Origin of the sequence: Curtobacterium sp. MCLR17_040 (assembly GCF_003234735.1) — a bacterium.
Classification (GTDB): domain Bacteria; phylum Actinomycetota; class Actinomycetes; order Actinomycetales; family Microbacteriaceae; genus Curtobacterium; species Curtobacterium flaccumfaciens.
In genome coordinates, this window is sequence record NZ_QKTE01000027.1 from 18,990 (window position 1) to 44,008 (window position 25,019).

The 25,019-nt window shown below is 71.7% G+C and carries 25 protein-coding genes and 1 pseudogene; 15 read left to right on the plus strand and 11 right to left on the minus strand.

Annotation, left to right across the window (positions count from 1 at the left end):
* Window positions 1-126: 126 nt before the first annotated feature.
* Both DEJ01_RS16640 and DEJ01_RS16645 read right to left on the minus strand, forming a co-directional pair.
* Window positions 127-939: pseudogene (locus DEJ01_RS16640) on the minus strand (isocitrate lyase/phosphoenolpyruvate mutase family protein).
* Window positions 940-1,079: 140 nt separating this feature from the next.
* The gene (locus DEJ01_RS16645; RefSeq protein ID WP_111093638.1) at window positions 1,080-2,417 is read right to left on the minus strand and encodes a uracil-xanthine permease family protein; all 1,338 of its coding nucleotides are present in this window, start codon (window positions 2,415-2,417) and stop codon (window positions 1,080-1,082) included.
* An 81-nt stretch (window positions 2,418-2,498) separates the two neighbouring features.
* Here DEJ01_RS16645 and DEJ01_RS16650 point away from each other — a divergent pair, with 81 nt between their 5' ends.
* Entirely contained in the window at window positions 2,499-4,463 is a 1,965-nt protein-coding gene (locus tag DEJ01_RS16650; RefSeq protein ID WP_111040049.1) for a M13 family metallopeptidase, read from the plus strand.
* Window positions 4,463-5,401: a serine hydrolase gene (locus tag DEJ01_RS16655; protein WP_071404465.1), complete on the plus strand. Its 939-nt coding sequence runs from the start codon at window positions 4,463-4,465 to the stop codon at window positions 5,399-5,401. The genes DEJ01_RS16650 and DEJ01_RS16655 overlap by 1 nt, the downstream gene beginning before the upstream one ends.
* Before the next feature lie 56 nt (window positions 5,402-5,457).
* On the opposite strand, the gene DEJ01_RS16660 is transcribed toward DEJ01_RS16655, so the two are convergent.
* Both DEJ01_RS16660 and DEJ01_RS16665 read right to left on the minus strand, forming a co-directional pair.
* The gene (locus DEJ01_RS16660) at window positions 5,458-5,886 is read right to left on the minus strand and encodes a GNAT family N-acetyltransferase (protein ID WP_181438485.1); all 429 of its coding nucleotides are present in this window, start codon (window positions 5,884-5,886) and stop codon (window positions 5,458-5,460) included.
* Window positions 5,887-5,898: 12 nt separating this feature from the next.
* Window positions 5,899-6,579, minus strand: coding sequence for a DUF4232 domain-containing protein (locus DEJ01_RS16665; RefSeq protein ID WP_111093639.1), 681 nt, complete (start codon window positions 6,577-6,579; stop codon window positions 5,899-5,901).
* 99 nt (window positions 6,580-6,678) lie between these two features.
* Between DEJ01_RS16665 and DEJ01_RS16670 the strand changes: the two genes are divergently transcribed.
* The gene (locus DEJ01_RS16670) at window positions 6,679-6,954 is read left to right on the plus strand and encodes a hypothetical protein (protein ID WP_071404469.1); all 276 of its coding nucleotides are present in this window, start codon (window positions 6,679-6,681) and stop codon (window positions 6,952-6,954) included.
* 69 nt (window positions 6,955-7,023) lie between these two features.
* Window positions 7,024-8,292 (plus strand): Fic family protein, encoded by a 1,269-nt coding sequence (locus DEJ01_RS16675; RefSeq protein ID WP_220038702.1) that lies wholly within the window; start codon window positions 7,024-7,026, stop codon window positions 8,290-8,292.
* A 3-nt stretch (window positions 8,293-8,295) separates the two neighbouring features.
* Here the strand turns inward: DEJ01_RS16675 and DEJ01_RS16680 are convergent, their stop codons facing one another.
* A complete protein-coding gene (locus DEJ01_RS16680) occupies window positions 8,296-8,694 on the minus strand; it encodes an NUDIX domain-containing protein (RefSeq protein ID WP_111093640.1) in 399 nt (132 codons plus the stop codon).
* Window positions 8,695-8,729: 35 nt separating this feature from the next.
* Window positions 8,730-10,052 carry a glutamyl-tRNA reductase gene (locus DEJ01_RS16685; RefSeq protein WP_111093641.1) on the minus strand — a complete coding sequence of 441 codons (1,323 nt, stop codon included), beginning with the start codon at window positions 10,050-10,052 and terminating at the stop codon, window positions 8,730-8,732.
* A 38-nt stretch (window positions 10,053-10,090) separates the two neighbouring features.
* On the opposite strand from DEJ01_RS16685, the gene hemE reads away from it, so the two are divergent.
* From hemE to hemL, 11 genes are all read left to right on the plus strand, one after another.
* Window positions 10,091-11,227, plus strand: coding sequence for a uroporphyrinogen decarboxylase (gene hemE, locus DEJ01_RS16690; protein WP_111022399.1), 1,137 nt, complete (start codon window positions 10,091-10,093; stop codon window positions 11,225-11,227).
* On the plus strand, window positions 11,224-12,540 hold the full coding sequence (locus tag DEJ01_RS16695) for an NAD(P)/FAD-dependent oxidoreductase (RefSeq protein ID WP_111093642.1): 1,317 nt from the start codon (window positions 11,224-11,226) through the stop codon (window positions 12,538-12,540). The genes hemE and DEJ01_RS16695 overlap by 4 nt, the downstream gene beginning before the upstream one ends.
* A gap of 100 nt (window positions 12,541-12,640) precedes the next feature.
* Entirely contained in the window at window positions 12,641-12,895 is a 255-nt protein-coding gene (locus tag DEJ01_RS16700) for a hypothetical protein (RefSeq protein WP_017887727.1), read from the plus strand.
* A complete protein-coding gene (locus DEJ01_RS16705) occupies window positions 12,892-13,350 on the plus strand; it encodes a phage holin family protein (RefSeq protein ID WP_071404474.1) in 459 nt (152 codons plus the stop codon). The genes DEJ01_RS16700 and DEJ01_RS16705 overlap by 4 nt, the downstream gene beginning before the upstream one ends.
* A 41-nt stretch (window positions 13,351-13,391) precedes the next feature.
* Window positions 13,392-13,622: a DUF3618 domain-containing protein gene (locus DEJ01_RS16710; RefSeq protein ID WP_027467026.1), complete on the plus strand. Its 231-nt coding sequence runs from the start codon at window positions 13,392-13,394 to the stop codon at window positions 13,620-13,622.
* 68 nt (window positions 13,623-13,690) lie between these two features.
* Window positions 13,691-14,458, plus strand: coding sequence for a hydrogen peroxide-dependent heme synthase (hemQ, locus tag DEJ01_RS16715; protein WP_181438486.1), 768 nt, complete (start codon window positions 13,691-13,693; stop codon window positions 14,456-14,458).
* Entirely contained in the window at window positions 14,455-15,687 is a 1,233-nt protein-coding gene (locus DEJ01_RS16720) for a ferrochelatase (protein WP_111022397.1), read from the plus strand. Before hemQ ends, DEJ01_RS16720 begins: the two co-directional genes overlap by 4 nt.
* Complete coding sequence (hemC, locus tag DEJ01_RS16725) at window positions 15,684-16,736, plus strand: hydroxymethylbilane synthase (RefSeq protein WP_258375746.1); 1,053 nt, start codon at window positions 15,684-15,686, stop codon at window positions 16,734-16,736. The genes DEJ01_RS16720 and hemC overlap by 4 nt, the downstream gene beginning before the upstream one ends.
* 258 nt (window positions 16,737-16,994) lie before the next feature.
* Window positions 16,995-17,576, plus strand: a complete 582-nt coding sequence (locus DEJ01_RS16730) for a uroporphyrinogen-III synthase (RefSeq protein ID WP_258375747.1) — start codon at window positions 16,995-16,997, stop codon at window positions 17,574-17,576.
* Window positions 17,573-18,628, plus strand: coding sequence for a porphobilinogen synthase (gene hemB, locus DEJ01_RS16735; RefSeq protein WP_258375748.1), 1,056 nt, complete (start codon window positions 17,573-17,575; stop codon window positions 18,626-18,628). The genes DEJ01_RS16730 and hemB overlap by 4 nt, the downstream gene beginning before the upstream one ends.
* Window positions 18,625-19,956 carry a glutamate-1-semialdehyde 2,1-aminomutase gene (gene hemL, locus DEJ01_RS16740; protein WP_111089266.1) on the plus strand — a complete coding sequence of 444 codons (1,332 nt, stop codon included), beginning with the start codon at window positions 18,625-18,627 and terminating at the stop codon, window positions 19,954-19,956. The genes hemB and hemL overlap by 4 nt, the downstream gene beginning before the upstream one ends.
* Before the next feature lie 50 nt (window positions 19,957-20,006).
* Here the strand turns inward: hemL and DEJ01_RS16745 are convergent, their stop codons facing one another.
* The 5 genes from DEJ01_RS16745 to DEJ01_RS16765 form a co-directional block, all read right to left on the minus strand.
* On the minus strand, window positions 20,007-20,627 hold the full coding sequence (locus DEJ01_RS16745; protein ID WP_111093645.1) for a hypothetical protein: 621 nt from the start codon (window positions 20,625-20,627) through the stop codon (window positions 20,007-20,009).
* Window positions 20,628-20,726: 99 nt separating this feature from the next.
* Window positions 20,727-21,524, minus strand: a complete 798-nt coding sequence (locus DEJ01_RS16750) for an ABC transporter ATP-binding protein (RefSeq protein WP_111093646.1) — start codon at window positions 21,522-21,524, stop codon at window positions 20,727-20,729.
* Window positions 21,521-22,837, minus strand: coding sequence for a hypothetical protein (locus DEJ01_RS16755; RefSeq protein ID WP_111093647.1), 1,317 nt, complete (start codon window positions 22,835-22,837; stop codon window positions 21,521-21,523). The genes DEJ01_RS16750 and DEJ01_RS16755 overlap by 4 nt, the downstream gene beginning before the upstream one ends.
* 3 nt (window positions 22,838-22,840) lie before the next feature.
* Window positions 22,841-23,509 (minus strand): GntR family transcriptional regulator, encoded by a 669-nt coding sequence (locus tag DEJ01_RS16760; protein ID WP_111093648.1) that lies wholly within the window; start codon window positions 23,507-23,509, stop codon window positions 22,841-22,843.
* A 92-nt stretch (window positions 23,510-23,601) separates the two neighbouring features.
* Complete coding sequence (locus DEJ01_RS16765; protein WP_111093649.1) at window positions 23,602-24,579, minus strand: acryloyl-CoA reductase; 978 nt, start codon at window positions 24,577-24,579, stop codon at window positions 23,602-23,604.
* Between the last annotated feature and the right edge of the window lie 440 nt (window positions 24,580-25,019).

The following is a 25,019-nucleotide window of genomic DNA, read 5'->3' on the forward strand; positions in this document are numbered from 1 at the left end:
TAGGGAGCGTGACCACACCGCCGCGTCCTCCCCGATCACGAGGTGTGACGTCGGCGAACCTCCTCCTCGAGGAGGACCCGGCGGACGGAACCTGCGCTTCCAGACGCCCGGCACCGGTTCCGGGGTTCAGTCGCGGACGACCTCGTTGAGCGCGGCCCAGCCGAGCGTCGGCGGTACCGAGACGACAGCACCCGGCGCACCGAACATCTGTGCAGCCCAGTCGCCGGCGACGCTGTACGCGGCTTCGGCGATGGCCGATCCCGCGCTGACCCGGCTCGCCCCCGCCCGTGCGAGGTCACCGACCGACAGGGTCCCGGGCCCGAACGCGACGTTGAGGGGCAGCTCGATCGCGTCCACGAGCATCGAGATCGTGGCGGCCGACAGCGCTCCGAGCACGAAGACGCCACTGGCGCCGGCCCTGGCGTAGGCGGTAGCACGGGTGAGCGTCTCCTCCGCCCAGGCGTCGCTGCCGGGCGCGCCCAGCAGGTGCGTGTCGATCCGAGCGTTGACGAAGAGTGGGATGCCGGCGGCATCCGCAGCCTGGCGGGCTGCGCGGATGCGGTCCTCCTGTTCCGCCACCGGACGGAGAGAATCCTCGATGTTCACGCCGGAGACGCCGAGCCCGAGGAACGCGGACACGGTCGAGGCGACGTCGCCCGGTGTCTCGCCGTACCCGCGCTCGATGTCGGCGGTGAACGGGACGTCGACTGCCGCCGCGATCGGCCGCACGGCGTCCAGCGCGCCGTCCCGGGTCACATCGTTGCCGTCCCGGTGACCGCGTTACCAGGCGACGCCGGCGCTCGTCGTCGCGGTCGCACGCGCTCCGGCCGAGAGGACGATGCGTGCGGACGCGACATCCCACACGTTCGGCAGGACGACCGGTGCGCCGGGGACGTGCATCGCGGTGAAGGTGCGCGTGCGCTCGAGGTGCGTGCTCATCGTGCGATTTCAGCACATCGGCCCACGTCGTCGACGTGCGCCGTGACGGACTGGAGGCCCGTGGCCGTGCCCGCCACGGGCCTCCAGTCCGGTGGTCCCACGTCGTCAGGCCGGACGCGCGTTCCGGCCGACCACTCGCGTCAGTCGGCGCGCGGTTCCGCGGGGACGGCACCGGTGGCGGCGTGTGCGGGGTCGGCGGCCTCGGTCGAGGGCTCGTCGGTGCCGCGGGCCCGGCCGATGACGTCCATCACGTGGTAGACGACGATCGCGGCGATCGTGCCGACGATGATGCCGCCGAAGCTCGCCTGGCCGAACGTGAACGTGAAGTTCGCGATGCCGATGATCAGGGCGATGCCGGCGGTCAGCTGGTTCTTCGGCTTCGAGAAGTCGACGCGGTTCTCGACCCAGATCCGGATGCCGATGATGCCGATCAGGCCGTAGAGCGCGGTGGTCGCGCCGCCGAGCACGCCCGCGGGCACCGAGGAGATGACGGCGCCGATCCTCGGCGACAGGCCGAGCAGGACGGCCGCGATCGCGGCGACCCAGTAGGCGGCGGTCGAGAAGACGCGGGTGGCGGCCATGACGCCGATGTTCTCGCCGTAGGTGGTCGTGGCGGAGCCGCCACCGACGCCGGCCAGGACGGTCGAGATGCCGTCGGCGAAGAGCGCGCGACCGGTGAGCGGCGTGAGGTCACGGCCGGTCAGCTGCCCGACGCCCTTGACGTGGCCGACGTTCTCGGCGACCAGCGCCAGGACGACCGGCACGAACGCCAGGTAGATCGGGAGCTGCGACGGGTCGAACGCGGGAGCGGTGAAGTCCGGCAGACCGATCCACGGCTTGTCGCCGACCTTCGAGAAGTCGACCTGACCGCCGATGAGCGCGGCGACGTACCCGACGAGCACGCCGATGACGATCGACAGGCGGCCGATCAGGCCCCTGAACAGGACCGTGACCAGGATGATCGTCGCGAGGGTGATGACCGCGATGACCGGGGCTTCCGTGAAGTTGTCCCGGGCCGACGGCGCCAGGTTGAAGCCGATCAGGGCGACGATCGCGCCGGAGACCACCGGGGGCATCAGCCGGTCGATCCACCCGGCGCCGGCCAGGTGCACGACGAGCCCGACGATCGCGAGCAGCGCACCGACGACGATGATGCCGGACAGGGCGAGCGGGATGCCGCCGATCTTGGTCGCCGCACCGATCGGGGCGATGAAGGCGAACGACGAGCCGAGGTAGCTCGGCAGGCGGTTGCCCGTGATGAGCAGGAACAGGATCGTGCCGATGCCGCTGAACAGCAGCGTCGTCGACGGCGGGAACCCGGTGATCAGGGGCACCAGGAACGTGGCGCCGAACATCGCGACGACGTGCTGCACGCCGAGGCCGATCGTCCGGGGCCAGGTGAGCCGTTCGTCGGGTGCCACGATCGTCGTCGCGGAGACGGTCTTGCCGTCGCCGTGCAGCTTCCACGGAAGTCCCATGCGATGACCGTACCGGCAGCCGTGTGCCGGTGACGACCCGGATCGACCTGCCCCATGGGGTCGGTGGCTATCGTGGACCGCATGACCGACGTCGCACGTGCCTCCGGCATCCACACTGACGAACTCGACCCCGCGGTGCGCCCCCAGGACGACCTGTACCGCCACGTGAACGGGACCTGGATCGAGGCGACGCCGATCCCCGACGACAAGGCCCGGTACGGCTCCTTCACGGTGCTGGCCGAAGCCGCCGAGATCGCCGTGCGCGACATCATCGAGCGCTCGCAGCAGGCCGCCCCTGGCACCGAGGAGCGCAAGGTCGGTGACCTCTTCACCTCGTTCACCGACGAAGCCCGGCTCGAGGAGCTCGGCACCGCACCGATCGAGCACCTGCTCGCCGAGATCACCGCCATCGAGTCCGTGCCCGAGGTCATCGCCGCCGTCGGCCGCTTCGAGCGCATCGGCCTGCCGAGCTTCCTGCAGCTCTTCGTCGACAACGACCCGGGCGACCCCGAGTCCTACGTCGTGTTCCTGGAGCAGTCCGGCCTCGGGCTGCCCGACGAGTCGTACTACCGCGAAGAGCGTTTCGCCGACATCCGCGAGAAGTACCGCGAGTTCGTCGCGGCGATGTTCCCGCTCGCCGGCCTCGACGACGGCGGCGCCCGCACCGAGCACGTCATCGCGCTCGAGACGGCGCTCGCCGCCCAGCACTGGGACAACGTCACGACCCGCGACAGCCAGAAGACCTACAACAAGCTGCCCTGGGCCGAGGTCGCCGCGCTCGCGAAGGGCGTCGACCTGCAGACCTGGTGGCAGGCCATCGACGCCCCCGCCGGTGCGTTCGAGACCGTCGTGGTCCGTGAGCCCTCGTTCATCACCGGCCTGGCCGACCTGCTGAACGACCAGCCGCTCGAGGTCTGGAAGGACTGGCTGCGCTGGCAGGTCATCCGTGGCTCCGCCGCCTACCTGACGAGCGCGTTCTCGGCCACGAACTTCTCGTTCTACGGCACCGCACTGACCGGTGCGCCCAAGCAGCGCGAGCGCTGGAAGCGTGGCGTCTCGCTGGTCGAGGGCGCGATGGGCGAGGCCGTCGGCCGCATCTACGTGCAGGAGCACTTCGACGAGACCTCGAAGGCCAAGATGGACGACCTCGTCGCCAACCTGGTCGAGGCGTACCGGCAGAGCATCACCGCGCTCGACTGGATGACCGACGAGACCCGTGCCCGTGCGCTCGACAAGCTCGACAAGTTCACGCCGAAGATCGGCTACCCGGTGAAGTGGCGCGACTACTCGGCGCTGCCCGTCCTGTCCGACGACCTGGTCGCGAACGTCCGCGCCGTCGCCTCGTTCCAGGTCGACCGCGAGCTCGGCAAGATCGGCAAGCCGATCGACCGCGACGAGTGGTTCATGACCCCGCAGACGATCAACGCGTACTACAACCCCGGGTTCAACGAGATCGTGTTCCCGGCCGCGATCCTGCAGTTCCCGTTCTTCGACGCAGACCGCGACGCCGCCGCGAACTACGGCGCGATCGGTGCCGTCATCGGGCACGAGATCGGCCACGGCTTCGACGACCAGGGGTCGCAGTACGACGGCGACGGCAAGCTCGAGAACTGGTGGACCGAGGCCGACCGCGCGGCGTTCGAGGAGCGCACGAAGGCCCTCATCGCCCAGTACGACGCCCTGGTGCCGACCGAGGTGCCCGACAGCCACGTGAACGGTGCCCTGACGATCGGCGAGAACATCGGTGACCTCGGTGGCCTGTCGATCGCGTGGAAGGCGTACCTGCTGTCGCTCGACGGCCAGGAGCCCCCGGTCGTCGACGGACTCACCGGTGCCGAGCGCTTCTTCCTGAGCTGGGCCCAGGCCTGGCGCATGGCGATCCGCCCGGAAGAGGCGGCTCGTCTGCTGAGCATCGACCCGCACTCGCCCAACGAGTTCCGCTGCAACCAGGTCGTGCGGAACATCGACGTCTGGTACGACACCTTCGGCGTGACCGAGCAGGACGCGATGTACCTCGACCCCGCCGAGCGCGTCGCGATCTGGTGATGACGGAGCCGGACGCGGCCCGGTCGTCGCGCCGCCGGCGACCGGACGACCGCCCAGCAGGTGGCGGCCGCGGTCGTGGGCGGCACAGCGGCCGGGCCGACGACCGCTTCACCGCCACCACCGAGGCCCTCGGTGCCCTCGCGCTCGAGGGCGCCGGGGTCAGCGCCTCGGTGATCGACACCTCCAGCGGCAAGGCCCTGCTCGCGATCGACGACACCCTGGTGCAGCCGGTCGCGAGCCTGGGCCGTGTCCTGCTGCTCATCGAGGTCGCCGCCCAGCTCGAGGACGGCCGCCTGCACGGTGACCGCCTGCAGCGCATGGCCCGCGACACCGCGACCGGTGCCGGCCTGTGGCAGTTCCTGCAGGAGCCGACCATGCAGGTGCCCGACCTGGCGACCCTGGTCGGGGCCACCGCAGACGCCTGGGCCATGAACGCACTGCTGTCGACCGTGGGCATCGACGCCGTCCGGGAGCGTGCGGAGTCCCTGGGCATCGAGCGCACGGCGTTGATCGACCGCGTGCGGGACCGCCGCGGCCCGGACGACGCCCCCGACGCCTCCGTCGCACCGACCGGAGAGCTGTCGTGGGTGATGCGTGGACTGGCGCTCGGCGAGGTCGTCGACGAGGCGGTGTCGAACCGGGTGCTCGGCTGGTTGTCCCTGGCGAGCGACCTGAACCTGGTCGCCGGGTCCTTCGGGCTCGACCCCCTGGCGCACCGGGCGCTCGACCACGGGTTGCAGGTCGTCGCGGTCACCGGGTCGAGCACCGGTGTGCGGGCCGAGGCGGGGATCCTGCGGGGGCCCGGGTCGTCGGTCAGCTACGCCGTGACCGTCACGTTCGACGACGCTTCGTTGCAGCGGCGGTTGGCCGTGGTGGAGGCGCTGCGGACCATGGGGACCGAGGTGCTCGAGGCCGTGCACGCGCCCGCGCGGCGCTGACGGCGCTGACGGCGCTGGCCGGTCGCTGCCGGCTGGTCGCCGCTCGCCGCCGTCGCTCAGCGCAGGAGCACGAAGGAGCGCAGCGGCTGGGGTTCGACGTCGTGGACCTCGACGAGGCCACGTGACTCGTAGAATGCCCGCTGCCCCGGCTCGTCGTCGGTGAGCAGGACCGTCTGGCGAACGTCGGCGTACCGCTGCAGGACGGCGTCGAGCAGTGCGCCGCCGATGCCGGACCGGTGCGCGGACGGCAGGACGAGGACGTCCTGCACGTACACGATCGTCACCCCGTCGGAGACCGTGCGGAGCAGGCCGAGCAGGTGGCCGTCGTCGTCGCGGGCCGTCAGCACGGTGTGGGAGCCGGCGATCGCCGCGGTCAGGGCTGCGGGGTCCTGCGTGTACGCGGTCCACCCGACGGCGTCGTACAGCGCCACCAGCTCATCGGTGCACGGTCGTTCGTCGCTGATCGTGGTGGTCACGGTGCTCATCGTGCCCGACTCCTACGAGGTCGCCTGCCCCTCCGGCACGAACGCCTGCACGGACAACAGTGAGGCATCGGCCGACGCACACGCCTGGTAGTCCGTGTCCTTCACGAACAGGGACTGCTTCGACCCGGGCGGGTACACCCGGAAGCCGTCGGGGGTCTGCGGCGAGCAGTCGCCCGCCGAGTAGTTCTCGGCACGGACGATCTTCAGCGGCGCCACGGCGGTCTTCCCGGGCGCCAGCGTCACGGTGGGGTGCGGCGAGCTCTTCTCCGCCACGGCCGGCGCACCGATCTGCTTGCCGTTCCCGCCCCCGACGAACGAGACGCCGGGCCACCCCTGCACCGTGCAGGTCGTCGACCCGGTGTTCTCGAGCACCAGGTGCACGATGACGCTGCCGGCGGCACCACCGCTGCCGGCCTCGATGCGTCCGGCGAGCGACGACACCGCGCACCGGTCGCCGGCAGACGAACCGGTGGCACCGGATCCGGCGGACGAGCCGGACCCGGACGACGGTGCCGCCGAGGCGGACTCCTCGGACGACTGCGGCGTGGACGCCGACGCGGACGGCGACGGTGCGGGCGCCGTGACGGTCTCGGTGGCGGCGGGCTGCCCGTCCGAGGCGCACCCCGCCAGGGTCCCGACGGCGACGAGCCCGGTCACGACGAGCAGGAACTTCGATCGGCTGCTGCGTTGCATGGTGCACAGGCAACCACCGAACGCCGCATCCGGTTCGGTCGGCGTCCAGGGACCACGGGCACACTCCGAGGCAAGCAACCCGAGCAGCGGAGGTCGGACATGACGGGCAAGCACGAACAGGCACGAGGCGACGAGGGTCGCGCGGACGGGGTCGAGCCCCGGGCCGGAGCCTTCACGGACAGCGAGATCCCGGGCGAGGAGCACGTCGAGTCGACGGAGCCCGTCGGCGAGTTCGTCTCGAGCGACATCCCCGGCGAGACGCGTCCGACCGGAACCGGACCCGACGGCGAGTACGTCGACTCGGACATCCCCGGCGAGGCCGAGCCGGCCCAGAACGGCGAGGTCGGGGAGTACACCGACACCGACAAGGCCTGACGAACCCGAGTGGAACGCATCCCATGATCAAGGATAGGCAGTCATCCTTGATCATGGGATGATCCATGTATGGCTTCGTACGAGACGATCCGCCGCACGGGCGACCCGGCAGCCGCGACACGCGCCTTCCGGATGCCGATGGTCTTCGACGCCTACGTGCCGGATCCATTGCAGGGCCGAACGGTCGATCTCGGACCGACCGAACAAGCGGCCGTGCTCGAGGCCACCGCTGCGGTGACGGAAGCCGAGACGAGATCCACGCTGCTCGGCAGCGGAGACGCACTTGGCCGGATGCTCCTCCGCGCCGAGGCTGTCGGGTCGTCGATGATCGAGGGCCTCGAGGTCTCCCCGCGGAAGCTGCTCGAAGAAGAGGCGCGCGGACGGAGCCCGCTCGGGCAGTGGAGCACCGCAACCGAGGTCCTCGGCAACATCGACGCCATGACCTTCCTCACCGAGTCGGTCGGTCCGGGTTCTCCGGTGACCCTCGACCTGCTCCTCGAGGCGCACCGGCGTCTGATGGAGGCTTCGACGACACCCGAGGTCGGGGGCACGGTCCGAGCGGTCCAGAACTGGATCGGCGGACCGACGCCTGCCGCAGCGGCGTTCGTTCCGCCCGTGCCGGAGCGGGTGCCAGGGCTCCTCGACGACCTGCTGGAGTTCGTGAACTCGAGCACGCTGCCGACGATCGCCATCGCCGCCGTCGCACACGCGCAGTTCGAGACGATCCACCCGTTCGCCGACGGCAACGGTCGCATCGGACGCGCACTGATCCACGCTGTCCTGCGGTCACGGGGGCTGACCATCGAGTCGTCTCCACCGGTGTCCCTGGTCCTGGCGACCCGTGCTGTCGACTACGAAGCGGGGCTCCAGCGGTTCCGGTCCACCGATCCGCCGGCATCGGAGCCAGCGCAGCGGGCCGTCGGGCAGTTCGTCCGGCTCTTCGCCGAGGCGATGGCCGAGGTCGTGGACCGGATGACGCAGTTCGAGCACGAGCTCGTCCGGATCAAGGAGTCCTGGCGATCTGCGCTCGCCGGAGTCCGCTCTGACTCCGCTGCATGGTCGGCGCTCGAACTCGCGCCCCGCATGCCCGTGCTCACCGCGCAGACGTTCGCGGCCGCGACGGGCCGGAGCGAGCAGGCCGCGAACACGGCCTTGGGGGTCCTCGTCGAGCGTGGAGTCCTGACACAACGATCGGCGGGACGGCGGAACCGTGTCTTCGAGGCAGACGCCGTGATCGGCGCGCTGGCACTGCTGGAACGCCCTCTCGCCTCTCCGGCTGGTGACACCGGCGTCGTGCCGCCGACCAGACACGTGCCGGCAGCTCCGCCCAGGGCCTGACGGTCAGTCGATGAGCTCCGCCGCCACCAGGCGGCGGAGCGTCTCCACGCCCGCAGGCGGGCAGCGGTCCGCGTCGGCGGAGGTGACCCACTCGACCTCGTCCACCTCGGCCGAGGCGACGGGCGTGGCGGAGTCCAGCGGGCCTCCCGGCCGGACCAGGAACAGCGTCATCGCGACCATCGTCCCCGGAGCCTGCCCGTGGGCGGGCTCGAGCACGACGCCGAACGGGTCGACGTCGTCGGCGGTGAGCCGTAGGCCGGTCTCCTCGTACGCCTCGCGCACGGCGGCCTCGACGGCGGTCTCGTGCGGCTCGGCCTTGCCGCCGGGCAGGTAGAGCACGTCGCGCGCCCGGGCGCGCACCATCAGGACACGTCGGTCACGCACCAGCAGCAGCGCACTCACGCGCAGCGTGGGTGGTTGCGAGCCTGTCTGGAGGCTCAGCTCGCGTCCGCCTGGTCGTCGCGATCCGAGGCGGTCGGGTCCAGTGCCGTGCGGTCGGCCAGCGGGACGACGGGGGACGGCAGCTCCGGCTCGGCCTCCGGCCGGACGCCGTACAGGGAGTCGATCGCCCCGACGAACTCCTCGCCGCGACCGGCGCGACCGAGCTCACGAGCGCGGACCGAGGGACGGTGCAGCAGGACGCCGACCAGGTGCCGGAGCGCCCGCTCGGTGTGCTCGACGGACTCGCCGTCGGCGTCCGCGCGGCGCTTGGCCCGCTCGATCTCGTCGTCGAGGATGTCGAACACGTGCTTGCGGAACGCCACGAGCGCCGGGGTCGTCGACTGCTCCATCGCCTGGGCGCGGAACCGGGACACGGCGTCGTCGACCATCGCGCGGGCCTCGGACTCGGCGTTCAGCTCGGAGATCGGGGCGTGGATGCTGATCGTCTCGAGGTCGAGCAGTTCGACGCCGTCGACACCGGCGGCCGCGGGGTCGACGTTGCGGGGGAGTCCGAGGTCGATGACGATGCGGCGGACCCCGTCGTCGAGGTCGGCCGGTGCGACGACCGGGACCTCGCTCGAGGTGCAGGTGATCAGGACGTCGCTCTCGCCGATGGCCTGGCGCAGGTCACGGGCGGCGACGAGGTCGTGCTTCGCGGCGAACCAGGGCGCCCGGCCCGAGGGCGAGAACACCTGGATGTTCGTGGCGCCGCGGCCACGCAGGGCGGCGATGGTGGTGGCCGCGTAGCTGCCGGTGCCGACGAGCAGCACGCGGGTGCGGGCCCAGTCGGTGACCCGCGACGAGGCGAGTTCGAGGCCGAGGCGCACGAGGGACCGGCCGGCGGCACCGATGCGGGTGCGGGTCTTGACGCCGCGGGAGGTGTGCGCGGCCTCTTGGAACAGGCGCTCGAGGTCCGAGGTGGTGGTGCCGTTCGACCGGGCGTCCTCGAGCGAGCGACGGACCTGGCCGGAGATCTCGGTCTCGCCGACGACGACGGACTCGAGTCCGCTCGACACGGCGAACAGGTGCTGCACGACGTCCTTGCCGTCCAGCACGTTGACGGAGTCCAGGACCTCGGTGGCGTCCAGGTCGCTCGCGGCGGCCACGGCCTGCACGGTGGCGGAGACGGCGGAGTCGCTCTCGTCGCCCGCGATGTCGAGGTACGCCTCGAAACGGTTGCAGGTGGCGAGCACCACGGCACCGTCCAGGACGCCGGCATCCGTGACGAGTCGGCTGGCTGCCGCGGGTGCACCGATGCTCAGTCGCTCCAGGAGGTCGAAGCTGGCGTTGCGATGCGACGCCGTGAGACAGATGAGCACGTAGTCAATGGTAACGCGCTCGATGGGAGAATCATCCGGTGACCGAAGCGACGACCACATCCCTCCCCGACTCCCACCCCCTGGCATCAGGGCGGACGAGTGGTTCCCGCCTGGTACGGGCCCTGCGGGGTGACCGTCCGGAGACGCTCCCGGTGTGGTTCATGCGGCAGGCCGGACGGTCCCTTCCGGAGTACCGGGAGCTTCGGATCGGCACAGCCATGCTCGACGCGTGCCTCGACCCGGAGATGGCGTCGGAGATCACCCTGCAGCCGGTCCGCCGGCACGGGGTCGACGCAGGCATCTTCTTCAGCGACATCGTCGTGCCGATCAAGCTCGCCGGCGTGGACGTCGAGATCGTCCCCGGCCGTGGCCCGGTGCTCTCGTCGCCGATCCGCACCCCCGCCGACGTCGACGCCCTCGAGCAGCTCGACCCCGCGGCCCTCGCCCCGATCGAGCAGGCCGTCCGACGCACGGTCGAGCAGCTCGGCGACACCCCGCTGATCGGCTTCGCGGGGGCGCCGTTCACCCTCGCGGCCTACCTGGTCGAGGGTGGCCCGTCCAAGGACCACATCCGCGCCCGCACGCTCATGCACGCCGACCCCGAGACCTGGTCGCGGCTGCTCGCCTGGGCCGCCGAGGTGTCCGGGATGTTCCTCCGGGCGCAGGTGCTCGCCGGGGCCTCGGCCGCGCAGCTCTTCGACTCGTGGGTCGGGTCGCTGTCCCGCGCCGACTACGTCCGGTCCGTCGCACCGCACTCCGCCCAGGCGATGTCGCACGTCGCCGAGCTCGGGGTGCCGCGCATCCACTTCGGCGTGGGCAGCGGCGAGGTCCTGGCCGACATGACGACCTTCGGCACGGACACCGTCGGCGTCGACGCGGTCGGGGTCGACTGGCGCCTGCCGCTCGACCAGGCGGTCCAGCGCGTCGGCACCGGCGTCAGCGTGCAGGGCAACATCGACCCTGCGATGCTCTCGGCACCGTGGGATGTCCTCGAAGCGCACGTCCGCGACGTCGTCCGTCGGGGTGGCGCCGCACGGGCCCACGTCGTGAACCTCGGCCACGGGGTCCCGCCGGAGACCGACCCGGACGTCCTGACCCGCGTGGTCGAGCTGGTCCACTCGCTCGGCGACGGCCGCTCGGACGACGGTGCAGCGCAGGACGGAGCCGGCGCGTGACCGACGTCGTCGTGGTCGGCGGCGGGATCGCCGGGCTCGTCACCGCCCGTGACCTCGCCAAGGGCGGCGCCCACGTGGTGCTCGTCGAGTCCTCGGGTGCGCTCGGGGGCATGATCCGTCGGCACACCGTCGGCGGGATCGACCTCGACATGGCGGCGGACTCCTTCGCCACCCGCACGGACGCCGTCGGCCGCCTGGCGATCGAGCTCGGGCTCGGCAACGACGTCGTCGCCCCCGACCCGCGCGGCGCCTGGCTGATGACCCGCGACGGCCGGACCTCCCCGATCCCGGCGACCGGGCTCCTCGGCATCCCGAGCACCCCGATGGCCGCCGACGTGCTGGCCGTGGTCGGGCAGAAGGGCGGCCTGCGCGCCCAGATGGACTCGCTGCTGCCGGCACCGGTGGGCGCCAAGGCCTCCTCGCTCGGCGAACTCGTCCGCCGGCGCATGGGGGAGCGGGTGCTCGACGACCTCGTGGTGCCGATCGCCGGTGGCGTGCACTCCACCCACCCCGACCAGCTCGACCCCGACCGGGTGGCCCCGGGCCTGCGGTCCGCACTGCTGCGCGAGGGCTCACTCGCCCGGGCCGTCCTGTCGCTGCGGGCACGCGCGGCCGCCGGCACCCCGGTGCAGGGGATCGGCGGTGGGACGGTGCGCCTGGTGGACGAGCTCGTCGCCGACATGGCGACCTACGGGGTCGATGTCCGGCTGCACACCCGGGCGACCCGCATCGAGGCGCACGCGGTCGAGATCGTCAGCGCCGACGGCACGACCGAACGGCTGCCGGCCCAGCACACCCTGTCCTCCGTCGCCGACCCGGAGCGCACCGCCGCCCCCGACCGGACCGGTATCCAGCTCGTCACGCTCGTCGTCGACCAACCGGAGCTCGATGCCGCCCCGCGCGGAACCGGGATGCTCGTGCACCCGGACGCCCAGGCGGTGTCGGCGAAGGCCCTCACGCACGCGACGGTGAAGTGGCCGTGGCTGGCCGACGTGGCGGACGGACGCCACGTCCTGCGGCTCAGCTACGCGACCACCGCGACGGACCCTGCGGGCGTCGCCACGAGCCTCCCGGTCGCCCCGACCGACCCCGTCGGCAGCCGTGCGCTGCAGGACGCGTCCACGCTGCTCGGTGTGCCGATCACGGCCGACCGCGTCAGCGGCGCCGCACGCGTCGGCTGGTACGGACCGGACCTCACCGCGGCCGGGCTGGCCGAGGGCGTCGTCGGGATCGGCGAGGCCTCGACCGGACGCGGCCTGGCGGGGATCATCGCCGCCGCTCGGAAGGCAGCCGACGAGATCCTCGGTTCCTGAGCGGACCGCGCAGCCCCTGAGGGCTACTGTTGGTGAGACCGCCGGACGTATTCCGTTCGGTGCATGACCACCGCACAACCAATGCACGGAGGAATCGCACATGCGCGGAAAGCTCCTGTTCGTCGCCGGCGCCGCACTCGGGTACGTCCTGGGATCGCGAGCCGGACGGGCGCGGTACGAGCAGATCAAGACCGTCAGCGGCAAGGTCTGGAACAGCAACGGCGTCCAGAAGGGCGTGCACGTCGCCGAGGACTTCATCGCCGACAAGACCCCGGACGTCGCCGAGTTCATCGGTGAGACGACCAAGAAGGCCGTCCGCAAGGTCGGCCAGAAGAAGGACACCACCACCTCATGACCGACACCCGCGATCGCAAGTCGCGTTCGCTGTTCGGCCTGGTCGGCGACGTCCCGAAGCTCGTCAAGGGCCTGGTCAAGGGCGAGATCGACCTGCTCAAGGCCGAGATGCTCGCGAAGGCGAAGATCTTCGGCCTCGCAGCCGGTCTGCTGGTCGGTGCGCTCGTCGTCGTGCTCTACGCGATCGGCGTCCTGCTGACCGCAGCCGTGATGGGCCTCGCGACCGTGATGCCGGCGTGGCTGGCCGCACTGGTGGTGGCCGTGGTGATGCTGATCATCGCCGCGATCCTCGGCCTGATCGGCTGGAAGCGCCTGAAGAAGGGCCTGCCGATCACGCCGAAGCGCACGATCGCCAGCGTCAAGGACGACATCAACGCGGTCAAGGGCCTCGGCAAGAAGCCGACCCCGCCGACGCAGTACGGCAGCCGCAAGCCGGACGTCGACGGCCGCTCCTGAGCGCCGACAGCCCCGACAGCCGCACCACCGACGGAGGAACCGTGACCGACCCGCACGACGATCTCGCTGCTCGCGTCGCCGCGACCCGCGCCCAGCTGTTCGACACCCTCGACGCGATCGAGGACAAGCTCAACGTCCCGAAGCAGATCGGGATCGCGGCGTCGAAGTTCAAGCGCGGCCTCGACGAGAAGCCGGTGCCCTACCTGGCCGGTCTCGCAGCCGGCGTAGCGGTGGTCGGGGGTATCGTCGTGATGGTGCTCCGACGGCGGTAGACCGCCCGAGCGCGGTCCACCGGATGCGGGGCGGCCAACACCCTGGCAACCGATAGGACAATGGATCCATGAGCTCCGACGCGCCCACGAACACCGGGCCCGTGCCCGCGCACGACCACCCCCACACGGAACCCGCCGAGACCGGTCAGCCGGACTCCGGGATCGACCCGAACCTGCTGACGGCCTACGCCCTCTGGGCAGTGTTCCGCCGGCCCCTCGGTCCGGTCCACCGCGTCGGCGACGACGCCGTGGCCGAACTCGACACCGTGATCGCCAGTGCCGCCGAGCGCAGGGTCACGATCCGTGGCTTCTACGACGTCTCGGCCTTCCGTGCCGACGCCGACGTCATGGTCTGGCTGCACGGCGACGACGCGCAGGCCATCCAGGCCGTGCTGCGCGAGATCCGTCGCACCGGCCTGTTCCAGGACGCCGAGCCGGTCTGGCACGTCATGGCCATGCACCGCGAGGCCGAGTTCAACAAGCGGCACACCCCCGCGTTCCTGCGCGGCAAGGACCCCGAGGCGTGGATCACGGTGTACCCGTTCGTCCGCTCCTACGAGTGGTACCTGCTGCCGGAAGAGGAGCGCTCGAAGATGCTCCGCGACCACGGCATCGCCGGCGCGAAGTACCGCCGCGTGCTCACGAACACCATCGCGACCTTCGCCCTGAGCGACTACGAGTGGATCCTGCCGCTCGAGAGCCCGGACCTCGTCGACCTGGTCGACCTGATGCGCGATCTCCGCTACACCGAAGCGCGCATGCACGTGCGCGAAGAGGTCCCCTTCTTCACGGGTCGTCGCGTGACGACCGCCGAACTCCCGGAGGTGCTGTCATGACCGACACCAGCATGATCACGAACGGCCAGGTCCTCGCCGCCACCCCCGCGGCGGCGTCCGGTCCCGAGCACGTCGAGACCCCGACCGCCTACGACGCGATCCTGCTCGCCGGATTCGGTGGCCCCGAGGGCCAGGACGACGTCATCCCCTTCCTGCGCAACGTCACCCGCGGCCGCGGGATCCCGGACGAGCGTCTCGAAGAAGTGGCGCACCACTACCGCCACTTCGGCGGCGTGAGCCCGATCAACGCGCAGAACCGTGCGCTCAAGGCCGCGCTCGAGGCCGAGCTGGCGTCGCGCGGCATCGACATGCCGGTCCTCTGGGGCAACCGCAACTGGGAGCCCTACCTGGAAGAAGCGTTCACCGAGGCGGCGGACAAGGGCTACACGAAGCTCGTCGCCATCGCCACGAGCGCGTACTCGTCGTTCTCGAGCTGCCGGCAGTACCGCGAGGACTACGCCCGCGTGCTCAACGAGACCGGTCTGATCGACACCATCCAGATCGACAAGGTCCGCCAGTTCTTCGACCACCCGGGCTTCGTCCGCCCGTTCATCGACGGCGTCCGCGACGGCATGGCCCGCGCGATCGCCGAGAACGAGGGCCTCGACGTCGCGACCGAGCTGCAGGTGCTCTTCTCGACGCACTCCATCCCCTCGACCGACGCCGCCCGCTCGGGCCCCGACTACCGCGGGTTCGACGAGCACGGCGCGTACGAGGCGCAGCACCTGGCCGTCGGCGAGGTCGTGCTCGACCAGGCCTGGGCCGAGCTCCTCGAGCAGCCCGAGCACGCCCACCTGCAGGGCACGTCGAAGCCCGCCTGGAAGCTCGTCTACCAGTCGCGCTCCGGCCCCCCGACGCAGCCGTGGCTCGAGCCCGACATCAACGACTACATGAACGAGGACCTCAAGGGCGGCCCGACGCGTGCCGTGCTGATCGTCCCGCTCGGCTTCGTCAGCGACCACATGGAGGTCATGTGGGACCTCGACGAGGAAGCCACCGAGACCGCCGGTGAGCTCGGCTTCTGGTCGCTCCGCACGCAGACCCCCGGCATCGACCCGGCCTACGTGTCCGGTCTCGTCGACCTGGTGCTCGAGCGGGTCAACGGCACGCCGAAGGCCGAGCGTCCGCACATGACCGACATCGGCCCCTGGTACGACGTGTGCCGTCCGGGGTGCTGCGAGAACGTGCGAGCGGGGTTCAAGCCCGCCGCCGCGGGCGTCGCTCCGTGACCGACACGACCGTGAACGACCCCAGCGCCACAGCGCCCGACGGCCCGACCCCGATCCGGCTCGGCACCCGTGCCAGCCGGCTCGCGGTCGCGCAGTCGCAGGACGTCGCCGACCGCCTGGCGAAGGCGGCCGGTCGCCCCGTCGAGCTCGTCACCGTCACGAGCGAGGGCGACACGAACCGTGCCTCCCTGGCGTCGCTCGGCGGCACCGGTGTCTTCGCCAGCGCCCTGCGTGAAGCCCTGGTCGCCGGCGAGGTCGACGTCCTCGTGCACTCGCTCAAGGACCTGCCGACCGCGCCGTACCCGGGCCTGACGATCGGTGCCGTGCCGAAGCGTGCGGACGCCCGTGACGTCCTCGTCGGCCGGAACGGCGCCACCGTCGACACCCTCCCCGAGGGCGCGAAGGTCGGCACCGGTTCGCCCCGTCGTGCCGCGCAGCTCCGTGCGCAGCGCCCCGACCTCGACGTGGTCGACATCCGCGGCAACATCGACACCCGCCTCGGCCGGGTGGACGACGACCTCGACGCCGTGGTGCTCGCCGCCGCGGGCCTCGGCCGCATCGACCGCCTGTCGGCCGCCACGGAACTGCTCGACCTCGGCTTCTGGCCGAGTGCTCCCGGACAGGGTGCGCTCGCGGTGGAGATCCGCTCGGACGAGACCGACCGTGGGCTGCTCGCCGCACTCCGCAAGATCGAGCACGCCCCCACCCGCCTGACGGTGACGGCCGAGCGCGAGGTCCTCGCCAAGCTCGAGGCCGGCTGCTCCGCCCCGATCGGCGCGACGGCCGTCGTGGACGCCGAGCTGCTGCTCGTGTCCGCGACCGTCTACCGCCCCGACGGCACCGAGTACCGCACCGCGTCGCACGCGGCCGTACTCGACGGTTCGGCGCAGGACCGCCTCGACGAGGCACTCGCGGTCGGTGGCCGGGTGGCGACCGAGCTGCTCGAGAACGGCGCTGCCGACCTTGCCGACCTGGCGACCACCGTCGCCGAGGACACCACGGACGGGCCGTACACCGCGGGCCCCGGCCTCGCGACGCCGGCCGAGTAGGCGGTCACCACGGAACCCTCCACCACCGCGACGGACGAGGCGCGACCCCCGGTCGTCCTCGTCCCGCGTGGCGGTGCGTGGGGGGACCGGGTCGCCGAAGCGGCGCGGGCACGAGGGCTCGCCCCCGTCGTCGTCCCCCTCATCACGGACGCTCCGCCGTCCGACCCCGCCGCGCTCGATGCTGCGGTCCGCCGCCTGGTCGCCTCCGGAGCGGCCGGGAGGCCCGGATCACCGGATACCGTCGGTGACCGGACCCCTGTGGCTGGTTACGCATGGGTGGTGGTGACCAGTGCGACGGCCGTGACGGTCCTGTCGGAACGCATGGCGGGCCTCCCGGCCGGGGTGCGCGTCGCCGCGGTCGGCGAGCCGACCGCCCGTGCCGCGCGCGCTGCCGGCTGGGTCGTCGACCTGGTGCCGGACGAGACGTCCGCAGCCGGCCTGGTGCAGGAGTTGCCGGACACCGACGGCACCGTGCTGTTCCCCCGCTCCGAGATCGCGGCACCCACGCTCGTCGACGGCCTCCGTGCCCGCGGCATCGACGTGGACGACGTGGTCGCGTACCGTACCGTGGGGACCGGCGACGAGCCGATCACCCTCGAGACGGCGCCCGCTGCGGTGCTCGTGACGAGCGGCAGCGTCGCCCGCGAGATCGCCCGCCGGATGACCCCGCTCGACCCCCGCACCATCGTGGCCTGCATCGGCCCCGGGACCGCGACCGACGCCCGTGCGGCCGGACTCCCCGTGCACGCGGTCGGACGCACCCGGTCCGCAGAAGCCCTGCTCGACGCCGTCGTCGAGGCACTGAACCCAACCACCCCCCACCAGGAAGGTCACCCGTGACTGGACGCTTCCCCCAGGTCCGCCCCCGTCGGCTCCGCGCCACCCCCGCGATGCGACGACTCGTGGCCGAGACCCGGCTCCACCCCGCCGAGCTCGTGCTGCCGATGTTCATCCGCGAAGGCGCGACCGACGCCGTCGACATCTCGAGCATGCCGGGTGTGCAGCAGCACTCCCTCGACTCGTTCCGCCGCGCGCTGGTCGACGCCGCGTCGGTCGGTGTGGGTGGCGTGAACCTGTTCGGCGTGCCGACCACGAAGGACGCCACCGGCTCCGGTGCGACCGACCCGGACGGGATCCTCAACGTGGCGATCCGCGTCGCTCGGCAGGAGGTGGGGGATGCCCTCGTGGTGCAGTCCGACCTGTGCCTCGACGAGTTCACCGACCACGGACACTGCGGTGTGCTCGCCGCCGACGGCTCCGTCGACAACGACGCCACCCTGCTGCGCTACCGCGACATGGCGGTCGCACAGGCCGAAGCCGGTGCCGAGCTGGTCTGCATGAGCGGCATGATGGACGGCCAGATCGCCGCCGCACGTGACGCCCTCGACGGCGCCGGGCACAGCGGCACCGCGCTGCTCGCCTACGCCGCCAAGTACGCCTCGGCGTTCTACGGTCCCTTCCGCGAGGCCGTGTCGTCGTCACTCGTCGGCGACCGCCGGACGTACCAGATCGACGCCGCGAACGGTCGGCAGGGGCTCCGCGAGGTCGAGCTCGACGTCGACGAGGGCGCCGACATCGTGATGGTGAAGCCGGCGATGAGCTACCTCGACGTGCTCGCCGAGACCGCTGCGACCTCGCCTGTGCCGGTCTGGGCGTACCAGATCTCCGGCGAGTACGCGATGATCACCGCAGCAGCGCAGAACGGGTGGATCGACCGCGACGCCGCCGCGATGGAGTCGCTCGTCGGCATCAAGCGCGCCGGTGCCGACGCGATCCTGACCTACTTCGCCGTCGACATCGCGCGGAAGCTCAACGAGGAAGCGGGCCTCCGCACCTCGGGCAGCACCGCGGACATCGCCGGCATCGCCTCGACCGGGAAGGCCCCCGAATGACCACGAACGACCAGCTCTTCGGCCGTGCCAAGAACGCGATCCCGGGTGGCGTGAACTCCCCGGTCCGCGCCTACGGGTCGGTCGGCGGCACCCCGAGGTTCCTCGTGTCCGCGAAGGGCGCCTACGTCACCGACGCCGAGGGTCGCGAGTACGTCGACCTCGTCGCGTCGTGGGGTCCCGCGATCCTCGGGCACGCCCACCCCGGCACGGTCGAGGCCGTGCAGCAGGCCGCCGCGCGCGGACTGTCGTTCGGGGCGTCGACCCCGGGGGAGACCGAGCTGGCCGAACTCGTGAAGCAGCGGGTGTCGGTGGACGGCGACGGTCCCATCGAGAAGCTCCGCATGGTGTCGACCGGCACCGAGGCCACGATGACCGCGATCCGGCTGGCCCGTGGCTACACCGGTCGCGACCTGCTCGTGAAGTTCGCCGGCCACTACCACGGGCACTCGGACTCCCTGCTGGCCGAGGCCGGCTCGGGCGTCGCGACCCTCGCCATGCCGGGCAGTGCGGGCATCACCGCCGAGACCGCCGCGCAGACCCTCGTGCTGCCGTACAACGACCTCGACGCCGTCCGCCGGGCCTTCGACGAGCACTCCGAGCGCATCGCCGCAGTCATCGTCGAGTCGGCCGCCGCGAACATGGGCGTCCTGGCACCGGAGCGCGGCTTCAACCGTGCACTGGCGCAGATCACCCGCTCGCACGGGGCGCTGCTCATCGTCGACGAGGTCCTGACCGGGTTCCGCGTCGGTGCTGCCGGCTGGTGGGGCCTCGAGGCGTCCAAGGTCGTGCCGGACGGCGCCGGGTGGAAGCCCGACCTCATCACGTTCGGCAAGGTCATCGGCGGTGGCATGCCCCTCGCCGCACTCGGTGGACGGCGCGAGGTCATGGACTTCCTCGCCCCGCTCGGGCCGGTGTACCAGGCGGGCACCCTGTCGGGGAACCCGTTGGCCGTCGCCGCCGGCATCGCCACGCTGCGGGCCGCGACGCCGTCCGTGTACGAGTCGCTCAACCGCACCGCTGCGGTCATCTCCGCGGCCACGTCGGAGGCCCTGTCGGCCGAGGGCGTCGCCCACACCGTGCAGCGCGCCGGCAACCTGTTCTCGTTCGCGTTCACCGAGCAGGCACCGCGGAACTACGACGACGTGCGGGCGCAGGACGTGTTCCGCTACGCGCCGTTCTTCCACGCGATGCTCGACGCCGGGGTGACCCTGCCGCCGAGCGTCTTCGAGGCGTGGTTCGTCACGGCCGCGCACGACGACCGCGCCGTCGGACGGATCCTCGACGCCCTGCCCGCGGCCGCGAAGGCTGCTGCCGCCGCGACCGCGTGACGGGCGCGGAGGCGCAGTAGCCGCCGCGCCCGCGTGACGGGCGTCGGGGCTCAGGAGCAGTCGGCCTTCGTGAAGGTCGTGTCGACGGTCTTCGACGAGCCCTCGAACTTGTACGTGTACCGCATGTCGACGTCCTCGTCGAGGAGCTTCTTCGTCTCGCTGTTCGAGCAGAGGTTCGGCCCGACGGCGTCGCGGATGGCCCCCTCGGTGATCGAGGCCGGATCGACGTTCGACGACACCGTGTAGTCGTAGTGGATCGCGGCGCCCTCGGCCTCGATCCCGGTCCACGTCGTGACGGAGTCGACCTGCTTGGGCAGGTCGCTCTGCTCGCGGATCTGCTCGACGGCCTTCGAGACCTTCTCTTCCGTGGAATCGCTGAAGGCCGCGTTGAGGCCCTGGCGGACGAGGAAGGCCACCACCACGGCCACGACGACGCCGAGCACCGAGATCAGGACGCGCTTGCCGCGGGACGACGACGACGTGGGCGGGGGTGCGTAGGGTGCGGCTCCGGCCGGGGCCTGGTAGGGCTGGCCGGCGGGCTGCTGCTGCTGCGCGTAGGGCTGGCCGGCGGGCTGCTGCGGGTACTGCTGGCCGTTCGGCTGGCCGGCGTTGGGCTGCCCGTCGTTCGGCTGCGGCTCGGACCCCGGGTAGGGCGGCGGCGTGTTCGTCATGGTTCCCCCTGGTGACGGTCCGCGGCGTGACACCGTGGTGCGGTGCCGGGTCCCTCCCCGACACGGGCCGCGGACACTGAACGGCCATTCAAGCACGCGTCAGGCGGATCGGCGTGCCGCCCAGCGCCCTTCCGACCGCAGGATCGCGAGCGGGAAGTCGAACGCGTGCGACACCGCCGACGACGTGATGACCTCGTCCGAGGTGCCCTGGGCCACGACGGCACCGTCGCGGAGCAGCATCGCGTGCGACGTCGAGGCCGGCAGGTCCTCCAGGTGGTGGGTCACCATGACGCTGCCCAGCTCGGGGTGCCGGTGCCGCAGCGCGTCGACGGTCTCGAGCAGGTGCTCCCGAGCGGCGACGTCGAGGCCGGTCGCCGGCTCGTCGAGCAGCAGCAGCTGGGGTTCGGACATCAGGGCACGGGCGATGAGGGCGCGTCCCCGCTCACCCTGCGACAGCACCGGCCAGCGGGCGTCCCGTCGAGCGGTGAGTCCGACGTCGGCGATGTGCTGCTCGGCCAGCGCGACCTGCTCGGCCGAAGGCTCCCACCGCATCATGAGGTCCGTCGTGCCGGTCAGCCCGGTCAGGACCGTCTCGAGCACCGTGAGCGGCGAGAGCATCCGGTGCCGGGGGTCGACGTGGCCGATGTGCTCCCGGAGTTCGCGGACGTCGACGCGTCCGAGCCGGCGACCGAGGACCTCGACCGTGCCGGCGGTGGGGTGTCCGGTCGCGCCGAGGACGGCCAGCAGCGTCGACTTGCCGGCGCCGTTCGGTCCGAGCAACGCCCAGTGCTCCCCGCGCCGGACGGTCAGGTCGACGTCGTGCAGCAGGTCGCGGCCGGAGCGCGTGACGCGGACCCCGGTGGCGTGGATCAGGACGTCGTCGTGCGGGTCGGTCATGACCCCATCGTGCCCCACCGGGCCGTGACGTCGTCCACGTGCGCCCGTGCGACGTCGACGAAGAGCTCGGCGGCCGTCCGGGCGGCCACCGGTTCGCCGCTGCCCGCAGCTGCGTCGAGGGCGGACCAGAGCGCTCCGGCGTCCCACTGCCGGAACGCGGGGGCCTCGGGCAGCGCGTACACGAGCCGGCCGATCGCGAGGCGAAGGGCGCCTCGTTCCCACCGGTTGCCCGAGTGCTCGGCGAAGAACCGGCTCACGGCGAAGGCGCTGTCCGTGTAGCGGTGGTCACGGACCTCGCCGTCGGTGCGGGCACGCTCGACGAGGTCGTGGAAGTCCTCGAGCGCGTCACCGTCGAGCGCCGGGAGCAGACGACGAGCAGCTGCCGTGAACAGTCCCCCGAGCAACTCCATCGCGTCCCGCCAGGCGGTGAGCGACGGCTCGGCGATCCGCACCAGCCCGTGGTCGTCCTCGACCAGGGCGAGGTCGGCGAGGCTCCTCAAGGCGTCGGTGACCTCGGCCGGAGGCGAGCCGGTCCGCGCGACCAGGCTCGGGAACGCGTGCGTCGAGCCGACGGGGAGTGCACCGGTGCGGATGTCCCGCAGGAGCGACCGCTCCGTCGTCGACCGACGGTGCCGGGAGGTGGACACGGCGAGGCCGGAGGGCCGCGGGATCCCGGCGTTGCGGCGTTGCACCTCGAAGAGTGCGGACAGCTCGTCGACGGCCGTGTCCACGGCGTCGGGCCCGCGGTCTTCGGCGACACGTTCGACCGCGGCCAGCCAGGCGTCGAGCTGCGGGACGGTCCAGGGTTGGTTCGGGAACCTCGCCCACCGGAGCCGTTCGAACGCCTGGACGCCCAACGATCGAACGAGGCCGTTCGGGCAGTGCTCGAACCAGAACTGGGCCGTGGTCGCGAACGCCGCGCGGTACTCGGGCTGCCGGAGCGCCGCGAGCGACCGTGTGCTGGCGACGGCGGCGTCCAGACGCCGCACGAGGTCGTCCGACAGCACCGGCAGCGTCGCCCGCATCGCCGGGCCCATCAGGGCGACCCAGAGGTCGTAGCCGTCCGCGATGTCCTGGTCGGAGAGCCCGTCGTACTCCCAGGACCCGTCGTTCCGGATCGTGAACAGTCCGAGGTCCTGCAGGCGGGCCGCCGCGGCGCGCAGCCGTGCTCGGGGTACCCCCTGTGTGGCGGCGAGGTGGTCGACGTCGACGACGACGGCGTCCCCTGGACCGGATCGGACGTGGGCGAGCAGGGCAGCGTAGGCGTCGTCGTTCACCGACGCCCACGGGTCACTCCACTCGCCGGCGACCACGGGTCAGCCGCGGTCGGCGCGGACCGCCTCGATGTGCTGTTCGAAGTTGCGAGTGAGGGCGCGGCCGGCCTCGGCAGCGCCTTCGCCGTCGCGCTCGCTGAGTGCTTCGCGCAGGATCGAGAAGAACGCCTCGGACCCGTACTGCTCGAACGCCGGCGTGGGGTTGAGCGTGAAGCGGACCCGCTCCATGGCACCGACCGCAGCGTTCTGCACCAGGGGGTTGCCGGAGTGCTCGACCGCGAACTCGATGATCTCGTTGAGGGCGCCGCTGAAGCCGTAGTCCCGCACCTTGCGCATGCGGTCGGCCTTGTCGAGCAGAACGGTGAGGGCTTCGACGTCCTCGTCGCTGTACTCGGGGACACCCCAGCGCAGGCTGAGCTCGAAGAACCCGGCGGTCGCGCGGGTCGCGGTGACCCAGTCCTCGAAGGTCGGGGTGGCGACGCGGGTGTACCGGTTCGCCTCCATCTCGACCAGGCCGATGTCGACGAGCTTCGCGATCGCCTCGCGGATCGGGGTGCGACTCACACCCAGCCACTGGACCAGCTCGTCGTCGTTCAGGCGCTCGCCGTGCTGCAGTGTGCCGTCGCGGAGGGCCGCGAGCATCTTGTCGTACACGACGTCGCGCAGGAGCTTCCGGGGAGAGCTCTCCACGGTGGACTTGGGGACCGGCATGTCATCTCCTCGAGGACGAAATCGACACTCGAAATCCTAGCGTGCCAATATGCAAACGTTTGCTAAATGAATCGCCCGGAAAGCACGCCGGATCAGCCCGTGACGGCGACGACCGTCCGTCCGTGCACCCGTCCCGCGACGACCTCGGCCCCCACCGCGATGGCCTGCTCGGGCGTCACCGTGCGGGTGACGTCCGCCAGGAGCGCCGCGTCGAGGTCGGTCGCCAGTCGGTCCCACGCCCGACGACGGAGCTCCAGCGGGGCGTCGACGGAGTTGATCCCGAGCAGCGACACCGACCGCAGGATGAACGGCAGCACGGTCGTCGGCAGTGCGGAGTCCTGCGCCAGCCCGCACGCTGTCACGGCACCACCCCACCGGGTCGAGGCCAGGACGTTCGCCAGCGTGGCCCCGCCGACGCTGTCCACCGCTCCGGCCCAGGTGGCGCGCTGCACCGGCTTGCCCGGCTCGGACAGGGTGCCGCGGTCGATCACCTCGGTCGCCCCGAGCCGGCGGAGGGAGTCCGTGTTTGCCGCGCGACCGGTCGACGCCGTGACCCGGTACCCGCGGGCCGCCAGCAGTGCGATCGCCACGGTGCCGACCCCGCCGGACGCCCCGGTCACCAGCACCGACCCGTCATCCGGCGCGACGAAGCGCTCCAACGCCAGCACACTGAGCATCGCCGTGAACCCCGCGGTGCCGATGGCCGCCGCGAACGAGTCGTCGATCGCCTCGGGCAGCACGACGAGCGACCCGGACGGCACCACGGCCTGCGTTGCCCAGCCCCCGTGCCGGGTCTCACCCAGGCCGGCGCCGTTCAGCACCACCCGGTCACCGATCGCGACCTCGTGCACCCCCGGTCCGAGGCCCGACACCGTGCCGACGACGTCGATCCCCGGCACCAGTGGGTCGAGCCGGGCGACACCGGGATTCCGCGCGAGGGCCAGGCCGTCCTTGTAGTTGACGCTCGAGTACGTGACGTCGACGAGGGCCTCGCCCTCGGCCGGATCCGGCAGGTCGACATCGGTGACGGTGGGCGGGGCGGCACTGGACACGAGGACGGCGCGGGTCATGCGCCGGACGCTACCCCGGGCCTCCCGGCCTTCGGTCCGTTCTTTCCCAGAACGCGCGCGATGCCTGGTGGATTCGGGCGTACTGGGTCAGAACAACCGACCAGGTATGCCCGATCTGACCAGGTACGCCCGATTCGACCGGGCGCAGAGTCGGCGGACCCGTCGGGCTGCCCGTTCTTTCCCAGAACGCGCGCGGTGGCTGGTGGATTCGGGCGTACCGGGTCCGAAGAACCGACGAGGTATGCCCGATTCGACCAGGTACGCCCGATCTAACCCGACGCAGACTCGGCGGGCTCGTCGGCGTGCCCGTTCTTTCCCAGAACGCGTGCGATGCCTGGTGGATTCGGGCGTACTGGGTCAGAACAACCGACCAGGTATGCCCGATTCGACGAGGGACGCCCGAAACAGCCCACCCGCCCCAGCCCAGCCCAGCCCAGCCC